At 69.9% G+C, this 14,382-nt stretch carries 13 protein-coding genes; 4 read left to right on the top strand and 9 right to left on the bottom strand.

The features are described from left to right. Window positions 1–57: 57 nt before the first annotated feature. The 4 genes from ACGFYH_RS02450 to ACGFYH_RS02435 all read right to left on the bottom strand — a co-directional run bounded on the left by ACGFYH_RS02450 (window position 58) and on the right by ACGFYH_RS02435 (window position 4,243). A complete protein-coding gene (locus ACGFYH_RS02450; RefSeq protein ID WP_393801255.1) occupies window positions 58–1,695 on the bottom strand; it encodes a cytochrome bc complex cytochrome b subunit in 1,638 nt (545 codons plus the stop codon). Further along, window positions 1,692–2,750, bottom strand: coding sequence for a Rieske 2Fe-2S domain-containing protein (locus ACGFYH_RS02445; RefSeq protein ID WP_393801254.1), 1,059 nt, complete (start codon window positions 2,748–2,750; stop codon window positions 1,692–1,694). Before ACGFYH_RS02445 ends, ACGFYH_RS02450 begins: the two co-directional genes overlap by 4 nt. Then, complete coding sequence (locus tag ACGFYH_RS02440) at window positions 2,747–3,556, bottom strand: c-type cytochrome (RefSeq protein ID WP_393801253.1); 810 nt, start codon at window positions 3,554–3,556, stop codon at window positions 2,747–2,749. Before ACGFYH_RS02440 ends, ACGFYH_RS02445 begins: the two co-directional genes overlap by 4 nt. Window positions 3,557–3,622: 66 nt before the next feature. Then, a complete protein-coding gene (locus tag ACGFYH_RS02435) occupies window positions 3,623–4,243 on the bottom strand; it encodes a heme-copper oxidase subunit III (RefSeq protein WP_393801252.1) in 621 nt (206 codons plus the stop codon). Window positions 4,244–4,432: 189 nt separating this feature from the next. On the opposite strand from ACGFYH_RS02435, the gene ACGFYH_RS02430 reads away from it, so the two are divergent. Then, window positions 4,433–4,834, top strand: coding sequence for a hypothetical protein (locus tag ACGFYH_RS02430; protein WP_393801251.1), 402 nt, complete (start codon window positions 4,433–4,435; stop codon window positions 4,832–4,834). Between the two features lie 106 nt (window positions 4,835–4,940). Here ACGFYH_RS02430 and ACGFYH_RS02425 read toward each other — a convergent pair whose 3' ends face one another. The 4 genes from ACGFYH_RS02425 to coxB all read right to left on the bottom strand — a co-directional run bounded on the left by ACGFYH_RS02425 (window position 4,941) and on the right by coxB (window position 9,464). After that, entirely contained in the window at window positions 4,941–6,215 is a 1,275-nt protein-coding gene (locus tag ACGFYH_RS02425; protein ID WP_393801250.1) for an Ig-like domain-containing protein, read from the bottom strand. A 128-nt stretch (window positions 6,216–6,343) separates the two neighbouring features. Continuing rightward, window positions 6,344–6,742 (bottom strand): cytochrome c oxidase subunit 4, encoded by a 399-nt coding sequence (locus ACGFYH_RS02420; RefSeq protein ID WP_393801249.1) that lies wholly within the window; start codon window positions 6,740–6,742, stop codon window positions 6,344–6,346. Continuing rightward, window positions 6,739–8,475, bottom strand: a complete 1,737-nt coding sequence (gene ctaD / locus ACGFYH_RS02415) for a cytochrome c oxidase subunit I (RefSeq protein ID WP_393801248.1) — start codon at window positions 8,473–8,475, stop codon at window positions 6,739–6,741. The genes ACGFYH_RS02420 and ctaD overlap by 4 nt, the downstream gene beginning before the upstream one ends. Next, window positions 8,472–9,464: a cytochrome c oxidase subunit II gene (coxB, locus tag ACGFYH_RS02410; protein ID WP_393801247.1), complete on the bottom strand. Its 993-nt coding sequence runs from the start codon at window positions 9,462–9,464 to the stop codon at window positions 8,472–8,474. Before coxB ends, ctaD begins: the two co-directional genes overlap by 4 nt. A gap of 300 nt (window positions 9,465–9,764) precedes the next feature. On the opposite strand from coxB, the gene ACGFYH_RS02405 reads away from it, so the two are divergent. Continuing rightward, window positions 9,765–11,147 carry a cysteine desulfurase/sulfurtransferase TusA family protein gene (locus ACGFYH_RS02405; protein WP_393801246.1) on the top strand — a complete coding sequence of 461 codons (1,383 nt, stop codon included), beginning with the start codon at window positions 9,765–9,767 and terminating at the stop codon, window positions 11,145–11,147. A gap of 159 nt (window positions 11,148–11,306) precedes the next feature. On the opposite strand, the gene ACGFYH_RS02400 is transcribed toward ACGFYH_RS02405, so the two are convergent. After that, entirely contained in the window at window positions 11,307–12,281 is a 975-nt protein-coding gene (locus ACGFYH_RS02400; RefSeq protein ID WP_393801245.1) for a carbohydrate kinase family protein, read from the bottom strand. A 132-nt stretch (window positions 12,282–12,413) separates the two neighbouring features. On the opposite strand from ACGFYH_RS02400, the gene ACGFYH_RS02395 reads away from it, so the two are divergent. After that, window positions 12,414–12,623, top strand: coding sequence for a hypothetical protein (locus tag ACGFYH_RS02395; RefSeq protein WP_393801244.1), 210 nt, complete (start codon window positions 12,414–12,416; stop codon window positions 12,621–12,623). 107 nt (window positions 12,624–12,730) lie between these two features. Further along, window positions 12,731–14,251 carry a hypothetical protein gene (locus ACGFYH_RS02390; protein WP_393801243.1) on the top strand — a complete coding sequence of 507 codons (1,521 nt, stop codon included), beginning with the start codon at window positions 12,731–12,733 and terminating at the stop codon, window positions 14,249–14,251. Window positions 14,252–14,382 lie beyond the last annotated feature (131 nt).

Here is a 14,382-nt window from a genome sequence, read left to right as displayed (position 1 = left end):
GCCCCGTCCGCAGACCGGAACGGGGCCCTTCGACCGTGGTGTGGCGACGCTGAGGGGTCAGTGGTGGCCGTGGCCGCTCGTGATCTCCTTGTACTCCTCGACGGTCGGCTTCGGAATCTGCGATTCCTCGCCGTAGTACGCCTCGCTGAGCTTGGCGCGGAGCTTCTCGGCGCCCGTCGCCTTGCGCTCGACGCCGTTCTCGTCGACCGTCGGGCCGATCTCGGCCGGCTCGTACTGCTCGTGAGCCGTGAGCGTGTGCAGCTGCTCCTGGCTGAGCGGCTCGTGCACCTCGATGAACTCACCGTGCGGCAGACGCTTGATGATGCCCGACTCGCGGCCGTGCAGCACCTTGTCCCTGTCCCGGCGCTGGAGGCCGAGGCAGATCCGCTTGGTGGCGATGAAGGCGAGGACCGGTCCGACGAAGAAGGTGATGCGGACGAACCAGGTGATCGCGTTGATCGACAGGTGGAAGTGCGTGGCCCACAGGTCGTTGCCGCCACCGATCAGCAGCACGAAGTAGACCGTCAGCCAGGCGACACCGAAGGCCGTACGGGTCGGGGCGTTGCGCGGGCGGTCCAGGATGTGGTGCTCGCGCCTGTCGCCGGTGACCCAGGACTCGATGAACGGGTAGACCGCGATCGCCGCCAGGACCAGCGGGAAGATCATCAGCGGGATGAGCACGCCCAGGACGAGTGTGTGGCCCCAGGCGTTGATCTCCCAGCCGGGCATCACACGGATCAGGCCCTCGGAGAAGCCCATGTACCAGTCGGGCTGTGCGCCGGTGGAGACCTGATCGGGCCGGTAGGGGCCGATGGCCCAGATCGGGTTGATCGTGGCGATGGCCGAGACGGCGGAGATCACACCGAAGACCAGGAAGAAGAAGCCTCCGGCCTTCGCCGTGTACACCGGCAGCAGCGGCATGCCGACGACGTTCTTGTTGGTCTTGCCGGGGCCCGCGAACTGCGTGTGCTTGTGGTAGAAGACCAGGATCAGGTGGCCCACCAGCAGCCCGAGCATGATGCCCGGCAGCAGCAGGATGTGGATCGAGTAGAACCGGGACACGAAGTCGTGGCCGGGGAACTCCCCGCCGAACAGGAAGAACGAGATGTACGTGCCGACGATCGGCACGGACAGGATCGCGCCCTCCATGAAGCGGATGCCGGTACCCGAGAGCAGGTCGTCCGGGAGCGAGTAACCGGTGAAGCCGGTGAACATGCCCAGGACGAGCAGCAGGAAGCCGAACAGCCAGTTGATCTCACGCGGCTTGCGGAACGCGCCGGTGAAGAAGACGCGCATCATGTGCACGAACATGCCGGCCAGGAAGATCAGCGCGGCCCAGTGGTGGATCTGCCGGATCAGCAGACCACCGCGGACGTCGAAGCTGATGTCCAGAGTCGAGGCGTAGGCCTCACTCATCAGCTGGCCCTGCAGCGGCACGTACGAGCCGTGGTACGTGACCTCGGTCATCGACGGGTGGAAGAACAGCGTCAGGTACACACCCGTGAGGATGATGATGATGAAGCTGTAGAGGCAGACCTCACCCAGCATGAACGACCAGTGGTCGGGGAAGATCTTGCGCATGTTGGACTTGGCCAGGGAGTAGATCCCCAGCCGGCCGTCGGCCCAGTCGGCGACGCGCTCGCCGGCCGGTGCCTTCCCGCGAGAGCGGGGGGCTTCGTTTGCTGTAGTGCTCATCCGCGCTCCCAGAAGGCAGGACCGACGGGTACTTCGAAGTCGCTGAGCGCTTCGAGGTAACCCTCGTCGTTCACGCCGATGCGCAGCTGCGGCAGGGCGTGACCGGCGGGACCGAAGATGACCCGGGCACCGTCGGCAAGGTCGAAGGTGGACTGGTGGCAGGGGCAGAGCGCGTGGTGCGTCTGCTGCTCGTACAGGGAGACCGGGCAACCGACGTGGGTGCAGATCTTCGAGTACGCCACGATGCCCTCGTGCGACCACTCGAGCTCGCGCTTGTCCTTGATGGCCTCCGGCTCCAGCCGGATGATCATCAGGGCCGCCTTGGCGATCTCGTTCTGGAACTCCTCGTCGTGCTCCTCCAGGCCCTCGGGCTTGGCGAAGGTGAGCGAGCCCACCGCGACGTCGGAGGGACGCAGCGGCTCGTTGGTGTTCATGTTGACGAGCAGCTTGCCCTTGGACCACAGGGTGTGGCGGAGCTTGGTCCCGGGCAGCGGGCCGAGGTCGCGCAGCAGGACGACGCCGGAGAGCGGCACCAGGGTGAGCGCGCCCAGCATCGTGTTGCGGATCAGCTTGCGGCGCCCGATCACGGACTCCTTGGCACCCTGCTTGAAGTCCGCGTGGACCTTGGCACGGACCTCGGGGGACGCCTCGATCGGGTGGCGCTCGTCGGCGACCTCCTCGTCGGACATCAGGGTGCGGGCCCAGTGGACCGCGCCCGCGCCGATGGCGAACAGCGCGACGCCGAGCGTCATGCCGAGCGCGAAGTTCAGCGCACTGATGTGACCGAGCGGGAAGATGTAGACCGACTTGTCGACGTCGATCGCCACGAACGAGGCGATGAAGCCGATGGTGGCCAGCATCGACAGCGTGAACAGCAGGGCGACCGTGCGCTCGGACCGCTTGGCGGCCCGCTCGTCGACGTCCTGGACCCGGGGCTCGTGGGGCGGCAGGCCCGGGTCGGCGAACGGGTTCTTCTCGTCCGCGACCTTCACCGAACCGTGCGGGGTGTCCTGCGCGGTGGGCAGGTTCTCTTCTGGAATGTCTTGGCTACTCATGACTTCTTGGCCTTTGCGGTCCGAGCGGCGACCCAGACGGCGACGGCGATCAGCACGCCCAGTCCGAACACCCAGGCGAACAGACCCTCACTGACCGGGCCGAGTCCGCCGAGGCTGAGACCACCCGGGCTCTCGGAGTCGTCGCCGTTGACCGCGTCCAGGTAGGCGATGATGTCCTTCTTGTTCTGCTCCGACAGCATGGTGTCGGGGAAGGAGGGCATGTTCTGCGGGCCGGTCTGCATGGCCTCGTAGATGTGCTTCGGGTCGGCACCCTCGAGGCTCGGCGCGTACTTGCCGTGCGTCAGGGCGCCACCCTTGCCGGTGAAGTTGTGGCACTGCGCGCAGTTGGTGCGGAACAGTTCGCCGCCCTTGGCGATGTCCGCGCCCTCCGGGCCGTACTTCTCCTCCGAGGGGATGGCCGGACCGGCCCCCAGCGAGGCGATGTAGGCAGCGAGCTGGTCGATCTCCGCCTGGGAGTAGACGACCTTCTTCTCCGGGATCTGCGCGCCGGGCTGCTGGGCCGGCATACGGCCGGTGCCCACCTGGAAGTCGACGGCCGCGGCGCCCACGCCGACCAGGCTCGGACCGTCGGTGGTGCCCTGCCCTCCGGTGCCGTGGCAACTGGCACAGCCGACGGCGTAGAGCTTCTTGCCCTCGTCGATGGCGAGGGACTGGGCGGTTTCATCGGCCTGCGCCTTGCTCGCGGGTGCGAACGCGGCGTACAGCCCCCCTGTGCATGCCAGCGCGAGGAGTAGGACGACGAGTGCCGCCAGCGGATGGCGTCGTCGTGCGGAGAGCTTTTTCACGGATTACCCCGGTGTCAGGATCTTCTGCGTCGATGCTTCTGGGTATTGCGCGGGTGCGTGCCGCGACTACTTGATCAGGTAGATCGTGGCGAACAGGCCGATCCAGACCACATCGACGAAGTGCCAGTAGTAGGACACGACGATGGCGGCGGTCGCCTGCTCGTGGGTGAACCTCCGGGCCGCGTAGGTACGGCCGAGGACCAGCAGGAAGGCGATGAGACCGCCCGTCACGTGCAGTCCGTGGAAGCCGGTGGTCAGGTAGAACGCCGAGCCGTACGGGTCGGAGGACAGGGAGATCCCGTCCTTCTTGACCAGTTCGGTGTACTCGAACACCTGACCGCCGATGAAGATCGCACCCATCACGAAGGTGACGATGAACCACATCCGGAGCTTCTTCACATCACCGCGCTCGGCCGCGAACACGCCGAGCTGGCAGGTGAGGGAGGAGAGCACCAGGACCGTGGTGTTCGTCGCGGAGAACGGGACGTTCAGCGCGTGGGCCTTCTCGGACCAGAAGTCCGGACCCGTCACCGATCGCAGGGTGAAGTACATCGCGAAGAGGGCCGCGAAGAACATCAGCTCGGAACTCAACCAGATGATGGTTCCGACGCTGGTGAGGTTCGGCCGGTTGACCGACGGGTGCGCGTGCCCGGTTTCTACTGTCGTTGCTGTCGCCACGACCGACATTATGTCGGTCGCTTATCCCGCCCTCACCCCGGGGGGTGCCGTTCGGAGTGTTCACCCTGTCTGTACTGCCCGGATGGCCCATCGAACGGCCCGTCGAAGCAGCGAACGAACCGGTGTCGGCCGGGTGGTCGAGGGAGTAGCATCCGGCCCAACGGGCTACGACAGTCTCCACCGCGTATCGGAGGAAGCATGCAGGCGACCGCCACGGTGCTGGTCTACAGCGACGACTCCAGCACCCGCGAACAGGTGCGGCTCGCGACCGGCCGCCGGCCGGCTCCGGACGTGCCCGTGGTCGAGTTCGTGGAATGCGCCACTCCGGCCGCCGTGCTCAAGGAGCTGGACAAGGGCGGGATCGACGTCTGCGTCCTGGACGGCGAGGCGGTACCCATGGGAGGCATGGGCATGTGCCGCCAGATCAAGGACGAGGTCTTCCAGTGCCCGCCGGTGCTGCTGCTCATCGCCCGGCCGCAGGACGCCTGGCTGGCGACCTGGAGCCGGGCGGAGGCGGCCGTGACGCTGCCGGTGGAGCCGGTGGAGTTCGCGTCCGCGCTGGCGGCGCTGTTGCGAGAGAAGAGGCTGCAGGGCGTCTAGGGCGCCTGGAACCCGTCGGCCGCGTCGTCCGGCGACCGCGGGCCGGTGGGGGCCGATCGCGCCCGCGCGACGGGACCTCGGCACGGCGCCGCCCTCTTTCGGGGCGCTACACAGCCGTCGGGCGCAGGCGTGCCGTGTCCTGGTTGCCGGCGGCGTTTCCACTGCCGCCCGTCAGGGCGCTGCCCGTGCGCCACTTGGTCCAGTCCAGGTTCCAGTCGCCGAAGCCGTTGCCGAAGGGTTCCATCGTCTCGCCGCCGGAGTTGACGACCTCGACGAGGTCGCCCTCCTGGACGGTGTCGAAGAACCACTCCGCGTTGGCGGTGCTCATGCCGACGCAGCCGTGGCTGACGTTGGCCATGCCCTGGGAGCCGACGGACCAGGGGGCGGCGTGCACGTACTCGCCGCTCCAGGTCACCCGGGTGGCCCAGTAGACCGGCAGGTCGTACGACTCCGAGGAGCCCTCGGCGATGCCCACGGTGGCGCTGCGCATGCGTACGAAGGGTTCCTTGCCGAGGACGACCTTGACTCCGTTGCGGGTCTCGAAGCCGGGCTTGCCCGTGGTGACCGGGAGCTGTTTGATCTCCTGGCCGTCCTGGAAGACCGTCAGCGTGTGCGCGGCGGCGTCGGTGACGGCCACCACGCGGTCGTCCGTGGTGATCTTCAGGGGCTCGGCCCTGCCGCCCCACATCCGGTCGCCGATCTTGATGCCGTCGAGGTTGCTGTGGACCTGGACGGTGGCGTGGGCGGGCCAGTACTCCCTGGGCCGGTAGTGGAGCTTCTTGTCGTCCACCCAGTGCCAGGCGCCCTCCACCGCGGGCGTGGAGTCCACCTTCAGGGCGCGCTCCACTGTGGCCCGCTGGGCGGTGTCCCGGATCGGCCGGCTCAGTTCCGCCGTGATGGGCTGCCCGACGCCGTACGCGCCCGCCTTGGGCCCGAAGACGACGCCCAGGGCCTTCTTGCCGCTGGGCTTCCCGGTCTCGAAGGTGAGCACCTTGCGGCCGGGCGCCCCGTCCCCGTCCTCGGTGCTGACGCGCACCGTGTAGCTGGCGTTGGCGGCCAGCGGTGAGGTGCTGTGCCAGCGGGCGCCATCGGCGGACAGCTCGCCCGCGACGTAGCGGCCGGTCGCGTCCATGGCCGTGACGTCCGTGATGCGCCCGTCGGCGCCCTCGGCGACCACCTCCAGGGGTGTGTCCGGGTCGGCCTTCTTCCCGGCGTCCGTGGGGCCGTTGAAGGAGATCTGGCCGGCCGCGTCGTAGGGCGTGGCGGACAGCGGGTCGTCGCCGCCGAAGCAGGCGGTGACGCTCGCGCCGAGCGCGATCACCAGCAGGGTGCAGCCGACGACCGTACGCCCCCGCGCCTGGAAGTGAACCGATTTGCTCATGACCTCACGCTAGGGAGAGACGTCAACGGCGGCACGGTGGGTAATCCGGAAGAGTGAGGGCGATACGACGGAAGAGGGGCCCGGACGCTCCTGACGGAGTGTCCGGGCCCCTCTGCGCTCGGCGCGTGCTACTGGGTGCGGCTCTCACCGCGGTAGTACTCGAAGACCCAGCCGAACAGGCCGACCAGGATCACCGGTGCCGAGAAGTACATGATCCACCAGCCGACCGCCACGCCCAGGAAGGCGAGCGCACCGCCGGTGCCGAGCGCCAGCGGCTGCCAGCTGTGCGGGCTGAAGAACCCGACCTCGCCGGAGTCGTCCGCGACGTCCGCCTCCATGTCGTCCTGCGCGCCGGCGTCGACCCGCCGCGCCGTGAAGGCGAGGTAGAAGCCGATCATGATGGCCAGGCCGAAGGCCAGGAACAGCGCCGTCGTACCGGCCGGCTCCTTGGACCAGTAGCCGTAGACGACCGCCACGACGAGGATGAAGACGCTCAGCCAGATGAAGAGCTTGCCCTGGATCTTCACTTGCCGGCCTCCTTGCCGCCAGCGAGGGCCTTCTCACCGTGGCCGACGTTCTCCAGCTGGTCGATCGCGGAGATCTCGGGGTGGTGCAGGTCGAAGGCGGGGGATTCACTGCGGATGCGCGGCAGCGTGAGGAAGTTGTGCCGCGGCGGCGGGCAGGAGGTCGCCCACTCCAGCGAACGGCCGTAGCCCCACGGGTCGTCCACGTTGACCGGCTTGCCGTACTTGGCGGTCTTCCAGACGTTGTAGAAGAACGGCAGGAGCGACATGCCGAGCAGGAACGAACTGATCGTGGAGATCGTGTTCAGCGCGGTGAAGCCGTCGGCCGCCAGGTAGTCGGCGTAGCGGCGCGGCATGCCCTCGGCGCCCAGCCAGTGCTGGACCAGGAAGGTGCCGTGGAAGCCGACGAACAGTGTCCAGAAAGTGATCTTGCCGAGACGCTCGTCGAGCAGCTTGCCGGTGAACTTCGGCCACCAGAAGTGGAAGCCGGCGAACATCGCGAACACCACGGTGCCGAACACCACGTAGTGGAAGTGCGCCACCACGAAGTAGGAGTCCGAGACGTGGAAGTCCAGCGGCGGCGACGCCAGGATGACACCGGTCAGACCACCGAAGGCGAAGGTGATCAGGAAGCCGACGGACCAGAGCATCGGTGTCTCGAAGGACAGCGAGCCCTTCCACATGGTGCCGATCCAGTTGAAGAACTTCACACCGGTCGGGACCGCGATCAGGAAGGTCATGAAGGAGAAGAACGGCAGCAGCACGCCACCGGTGACGTACATGTGGTGGGCCCACACCGTCACCGACAGGCCCGCGATCGCGATCGTCGCGCCGATCAGGCCCATGTAGCCGAACATCGGCTTGCGGGAGAAGACCGGGATGATCTCACTGATGATGCCGAAGAACGGCAACGCGATGATGTACACCTCTGGATGCCCGAAGAACCAGAACAAGTGCTGCCACAGCAAGGCTCCGCCGTTGGCCGCGTCGAAGATGTGCGCACCGAACTTGCGGTCCGCCTCCAGCGCGAACAGGGCCGCGGCCAGCACCGGGAAGGCCAGCAGGACCAGCACCGCGGTCAGCAGGACGTTCCAGGTGAAGATCGGCATGCGGAACATGGTCATGCCGGGCGCGCGCATGCAGATGATCGTGGTGATGAAGTTGACCGAGCCGAGGATGGTGCCGAAGCCGGAGAAGGCCAGACCCATGATCCACAGGTCACCGCCGATCCCGGGCGAGTGCACCGCGTCGGACAGCGGCGAGTAGGCGAACCAGCCGAAGTCGGCCGCGCCCTGCGGGGTCAGGAACCCGCCCACCGCGATCGTCGAGCCGAACAGGTACAGCCAGTAGGCGAACATGTTCAGCCGGGGGAAGGCCACGTCCGGCGCGCCGATCTGCAGCGGCATGATCCAGTTCGTGAAGCCCGCGAACAGCGGCGTCGCGAACATCAGCAGCATGATCGTGCCGTGCATCGTGAACGCCTGGTTGAACTGTTCGTTCGACAGGATCTGCAGGCCCGGACGGGCCAGCTCGGCGCGCATGAACAGCGCCATCACGCCGCCGATCACGAAGAACGCGAACGACGTCACCAGATACAGCGTGCCGATCGTCTTGTGGTCGGTGGTCGTCAGCCACTTGACCACGACGTTGCCGGGCTGCTTGCGCCGTACCGGCAGCTCGTTCTCGTACGAGTCCTCCGCTGCCGAGGCACCCTGGGGTTCGTTGAGGATGCTCACAGGTTGTTCGTCTCCCGGTTCTTCTCGTGGCTCGTCTGCGCGATGCCCGCGGGAACGTAACCGGTCTGCCCCTTCTTCACGAGGTCCTGGAGGTGCTGCTCGTAGCGCTCCGGGGAGACGACCTTCACGTTGAACAGCATCCGGGAGTGGTCCACGCCGCACAGCTCGGCGCACTTGCCGAGGAAGGTGCCCTCCTTGTTGGGGGTCACCTCGAAGGCGTTGGTGTGGCCCGGAATCACGTCCTGCTTCATCAGGAACGGCACCACCCAGAAGGAGTGGATGACGTCACGCGAGGTCAGGACGAAGCGGACCGTCTTGCCCTTGGGGAGCCAGAGGGTCGGGCCCGGGTTGTCGGTCTGCGGGTTCCGCGTACTCGGGGTACCGCAGTCGTAGGTGCCGCCGGCGTTCGCCGGGAAGTCCTCCGTGAACCGGTCCGGAATGGCGGCCAGTTCCTTGGAGGTCTTGGCGTCACCGGAGGAACCGGAGACGTCCTCGACGTAGTTGAAGCACCAGCTCCACTGGAAGCCGACCACGTTGACCGTGACGTCGGGCTTCTTCTTGAGGCTCATGAGATCCGACTCGTCGCGCGCGGTGAAGTAGAACAGCACCGAGACGATGATGAGCGGAACCATGGTGTACAGCGCCTCGATGGGCAGGTTGTACCTGGTCTGCGGAGGGACCTCGACCTTGGTGCGGCTGCGCCGGTGGAAGAAGACACTCCACAGGATCAGGCCCCACACCAGCACGCCGGTGGCCAGCGCGGCAGCCCAGGAGCCCTGCCACAGGGAGAGGATCCGCGGAGCCTCTTCCGTGGTGGGGGTGGGCAAGCCGAGGCGGGGGAAGTCCTCGTATGTGCAACCGGTGGCGGTTGCCAGGACCAGTCCCGCGGTCAGTGCCTGCAGCAGCTTCCGCCGCATCGGGCGCCGCGGCGTGGGGGTACCGCCCGCGCCGCCCGCGGCGTGGGGGAGGTCGGAGCCGTTGGGACTCACGTAGCGCCTTCCCGAGAGTCTCGCCCGCGCTGTTCGGCTGCGGCCTTCTCGCTGGTCGGTCGCCGCCCTGCGTCGGGCAGGGGTCTGATGTTTATGCGGACCAAACCCTAGCCGACGCCCTCCGGGGGGTCGCGGGGAGGGTGGCATACGCGCCGGGGGTCACTCTTCGAGGGTGGGGCGGGGGCCCACGGGGGCGGGACCGGGGGGTTGTTTCGCCGCTGACGGTGCGTCGTGCTCGTTGGCGGCCGTTCCCCGCGCCCCTTCGGGGCGCTTCGCCACCGGACGTTCTAGCGTTGGCGTGTGGCCTACTTCGACGCTGCTTCCGCCGCCCCCCTCCATCCCGTTGCCCGGCAGGCTCTGTCGGCCGCCCTCGACGAGGGGTGGGCCGACCCCGCTCGGCTGTACCGGGAAGGGCGGCGGGCACGGCTGCTGCTGGATGCCGCGCGGGAGGCGGCGGCCGAATGCGTGCGGTGCCGGCCGGACGAGCTGGTGTTCACCCCTTCGGGGACGCGGGCGGTGCACACGGGGACGGCGGGGGCGCTGGCCGGGAGGCGGCGCGTCGGACGTCACCTGATCGTGTCAGCGGTCGAACACTCCTCTGTACTGCATGCGGCCGAGGCGCACGAGGCCGACGGCGGGAGTCTGACGCACGTGTCCGTGGACCGGACGGGCGCGGTGGACCCGGAGGCGTACGCGGCGGCGCTGCGGGAGGACACGGCGCTGGCCTGTCTGCAGTCGGCCAACCACGAGGTGGGTACCGAGCAGCCGGTGACCCGGGTGGCGGAGGCCTGCCGGGCGGCGGGGGTGCCGCTGCTGGTGGACGCGGCCCAGTCGCTGGGCTGGGGGCCGGTCGAGGGCGACTGGTCGTTGCTCGCGGGCAGCGCCCACAAGTGGGGCGGGCCCTCGGGCGTGGGCCTGCTCGTCGTACGCAAGGGTGTCCGGTTCGCGCCGCAAGGGGCCGGGGACGAGCGGGAGTCGGGTCGGGCGCCGGGATTCGAGAACCTTCCGGCGATCGTGGCCGCGGCGGCGTCGCTGCGGGCGGTGCGGGCCGAGGCGGCTGCGGAGACGGCCCGGCTGCGGGAGCTGACCGAGCGGATCCGGGCCCGGGTGCCGGCCCTGGTGCCGGACGTGGAGGTGGTCGGCGATCCGGTGCGGCGGCTGCCCGGGGTCGTCACCTTCTCGTGTCTCTATGTCGACGGGGAGACGTTGCTGCACGAGCTGGACCGCGCCGGTTTCTCCGTGTCGTCCGGCTCGTCCTGCACGAGCGGCACGCTGACGCCGAGCCACGTCCTGAAGGCGATGGGAGTGCTCAGCGAGGGCAACGTCCGGGTGTCCCTGCCGTCCGGGACCCCGGCCGCGGACGTCGAGCGGTTCCTGGAGGTGCTGCCGGGCACGGTGGCCGCGGTGCGCGAGAGGCTGGGGGCGCCGGCCGCCACGGAGGCCGTCCGCGCGGCCGGCCCCGACCTCGTCGTGGACGCGCTGGGCAGGCGCTGCCCCGTCCCCGTGATCGAACTGGCCAAGGTCATCGGCGACGTCCCCGTCGGCGGCACGGTCCGCGTCCTCTCCGACGACGAGGCGGCCCGTCTGGACATCCCGGCGTGGTGCGAGATGCGGGGGCAGGAGTACGTGGGCGAGGAGCCGGCGGAAAGGGGAACGGCGTACGTGGTCCGCCGGACCGGCTGACGCCGGGAAGGGGCGCGGGGCCGTGCCGAAATGCGGCTCCGCCGCGCGGGCGCGACCGGCCTCACGCGCCCGCACCCGGCATCCGCACCCGCACCCGCACCCGCACCCGCACCCGGCGATGCTCCTCGTGAGGCGGCCGGGTGGCCGCCGCACCCGGAGTCAGCCCAGGTGCGTCCGGACCTCGACGGCGGCCTCGTCCCCGTACGCCTTGGTGAACCGCTCCATGAAGTGCCCCCGGCTCAGCTGGTACTCCTGGGTGCCGACCGTCTCGATGACGAGAGTCGCCAGCATGCAGCCGACCTGCGCCGCCCGCTCCAGCGGGACGCCCCACGCCAGCCCCGAAAGGAACCCCGCGCGGAAGGCGTCGCCGACGCCCGTGGGGTCGGCCTTGCGCTCCTCGTCGGGGACGCCGACCTCGATGGTCTCCCCGCCGGCCCGCTCGATGCGCACGCCCCGCGCGCCGAGGGTGGTGACGCGGTGGCCGACGCGGCCGAGGATCTCGGCGTCGCTCCAGCCGGTCTTGGTCTCGATGAGCCCCTTCTCGTACTCGTTGGAGAAGAGGTAGGTCGCCCCGTCCAGCAGTATCCGGATCTCGTCGCCGTTCATCCGGGCGATCTGCTGGGAGAAGTCCGCGGCGAAGGGGATGGACCGCGTGCGGCACTCCTCGGTGTGCCGGAGCATCGCCTCCGGGTCGTCGGCGCCGATGGAGACCAGGTCGAGGCCGCCCACGCGGTCGGCGACGGTCTTGAGCTCGATGAGGCGGGCCTCGCTCATCGCACCCGTGTAGAAGGAGCCGATCTGGTTGTGGTCGGCGTCGGTGGTGCAGACGAAGCGGGCGGTGTGCAGGGTCTCGGAGATGCGGACCGAGCCGGTGTCGACGCCGTGCCGGTCGAGCCAGGCCCGGTACTCGTCGAAGTCCGGGCCGGCCGCGCCGACCAGAACCGGCCGGGTGCCGAGTTGCCCCATGCCGAAGGCGATGTTCGCGCCGACGCCGCCCCGGCGTACGTCCAGCTGGTCGACCAGGAAGGAGAGCGAGACCGTGTGCAGCTGGTCCGCGACGAGCTGGTCGGAGAAGCGGCCGGGGAAGGTCATGAGGTGGTCGGTGGCGATGGAGCCGGTGACTGCGATGCGCACGGCGTGGACTCTCTCCTGGAGGGAGGCGGGTTGACAGTTCACGCTACCCGGGACGGCCGCCCGGCCGAAGGAGGCGAAACTACCCGGTAGTACAACTTTCTTCGCGGTACGGGACGTGTCTACGGTTCTGTTATGACGAACCTGAGGACCGCCGACCCCGCCCCGGCCGACCTGGACGGCGACCTGGCGTCGCTGCGCGGTGACTGCGCCCGGATGACCCCGCGCTGGTCGGCGCCGGTCCACCTCTCCCTGCGCCCGGTGCCCCTCTCGCTCATCCACGGCGTCCGGGTGCCGCAGACGTCGGCCCGGCTGCTGGAGGCGATGTCGGACTACGGCGACTGAACGTCGGACTTCGAGGCCGTTCGGGCGACGCGTGCCGTCCCCGGGAACCGGATTCCGCCTCGCCGCGTCCCATCGCTGTCCCCAGCAACAGCCGAAGGAGCGATGCGGTGAACACCGAGCGACCCGACAACGACGACGCCACCGCCGCCGACGAGGCCGGCCCCGGGCGTCCCGCCCGGCGGCGTCCCACGGCGGCCGCGGTCGCGTCGGTCGCCGCCGCCGTCCTGCTCGTGGGGGCCGGCGGCGCCTACCTGGCCACGTCCGCCGCCGGCGGGGACGCGGACGGCGGTACGGCGTCCGGCGCGTCGGGCGACGACACTCCCCCGGCGCTGCCCCTCGACGACCACGGCGCCTCCTCCGGGGGCGGCCCGAACGGCATCGCGCCCGGCGAGCCCAACCCGTACGGCGTCGTCTACCGCGCCGACGGCCCGCTCCCCGAGGGTCCCGGCTCGGCGCCCGTGTACCGGGCGAAGGGCGACGTCACCGAGGCCGAGGTGGCCCGGCTGGCCGAGGCGCTGGGGATCGAGGGCGCGCCCCGCGTCCGGGGCGGGGCGTGGAAGGCCGGCAACGCCAAGGACGGTTCCGGACCGCTGCTCACGGTGAGCCGGCAGGCTCCGGGCACCTGGACCTTCCACCGCTACACGCCCGGCACCGACAACTGCGGGAAGGGCCCCGTCTGCAAGGCCCCGCCGGCGGACGGAGGCACGGTGAGCGAGGCGGCCGCGAAGAAGGCGGCGGCGCCGGTACTGAAGGCGCTGGGCCAGGACGACGCCAAGCTGGACGCGAGCCAGGTCGTAGGCGCCCGGCGGACCGTGAACGCGGCACCGGAGGTGGGCGGGCTGCCCACGTACGGCTGGGCGACCGGGGTCGTCGTCGGCGCGCGGGGCGAGGTGGTCGGCGGCAACGGGCAGGTGAAGCCGCCGGTCAAGGGCGACACGTATCCCGTCCTGGACGCGAAGGAGACGCTGGCGCTGCTGAACGCGCCGGGCGGCGGACCCGGCGCGGGTGTCGGGGGCGCCGGCGGCTGCGCCGGGCCCGTACCGCACCGTGACCGCGCGGACCTGGCCTGTGAGCCGCCGACCGGCGCGCCGGAGAACTCCGGGAAGCGGACCGCCACGGTCGAGGACGCGGTGTTCGGGCTGGCCGCGCATCCGGTACGCGGGCACCGGACGCTGGTGCCGTCCTGGCTGTTCGAGGTGCGGTCACCGGGCGCGGAGAACGCCGTCACGGTCACCTATCCGGCGGTCGACCCGAAGTACCTGACCACGGCGGCCCCCGCCTCGCCGTCTCCCTCCCCGTCCGACGAGCCGGCCACGAAGCCCGGGGAGCCCCGGGACGTACGGGTGAGCGGTTACACCGCCGCCGACGGCGAGCTGACGGTGCACTTCACGGGCGGGGTGTGCTCCGACTACGACGCGAAGGCGAAGGAGAGCGCGGACCAGGTGACCGTCACGGTGACCGAGACGCCGCATCCGGACAAGGTCTGCATCCTGATCGCCAAGGAGTACGAGCGGACGGTGCCGCTCGACGAGCCCCTCGGCGACCGGAAGGTCGTGGGCTCGGACGGCGGCAAGGTCCCGGTGCACAAGCCGGGCGCGCGGCTGCCGGCTCCGTCCGGGGGCCGGTGACACCCACGACACGGGAGAAGGGGGGGGGGGGGGGGGGCCCCCCGCGCCCCCCCCCCCCCCCGCGCCGCGCCCCCCCCCCCCCCCCCCCCCCCGCCGTGGGGGGGGCCCGCCCCGGCGCCCCCACCCCGGGG

It is taken from the genome of Streptomyces sp. NPDC048392, from assembly GCF_043200575.1.
Classification (GTDB): domain Bacteria; phylum Actinomycetota; class Actinomycetes; order Streptomycetales; family Streptomycetaceae; genus Streptomyces.
This window is presented reverse-complemented; position numbering and strand designations above follow the sequence as displayed.

Excerpts from the sequence above, each read along its gene's own strand:
- ACGFYH_RS02450 (WP_393801255.1), bottom strand. The coding sequence starts at position 1,695 with ATGAGCACTACAGCAAACGAAGCCCCCCGCTCTCGCGGGAAGGCACCG.
- ACGFYH_RS02445 (WP_393801254.1), bottom strand. The coding sequence starts at position 2,750 with ATGAGTAGCCAAGACATTCCAGAAGAGAACCTGCCCACCGCGCAGGAC.
- ACGFYH_RS02435 (WP_393801252.1), bottom strand. The coding sequence starts at position 4,243 with ATGTCGGTCGTGGCGACAGCAACGACAGTAGAAACCGGGCACGCGCAC.
- ACGFYH_RS02430 (WP_393801251.1), top strand. The coding sequence starts at position 4,433 with ATGCAGGCGACCGCCACGGTGCTGGTCTACAGCGACGACTCCAGCACC.
- ACGFYH_RS02425 (WP_393801250.1), bottom strand. The coding sequence starts at position 6,215 with ATGAGCAAATCGGTTCACTTCCAGGCGCGGGGGCGTACGGTCGTCGGC.
- ACGFYH_RS02395 (WP_393801244.1), top strand. The coding sequence starts at position 12,414 with ATGACGAACCTGAGGACCGCCGACCCCGCCCCGGCCGACCTGGACGGC.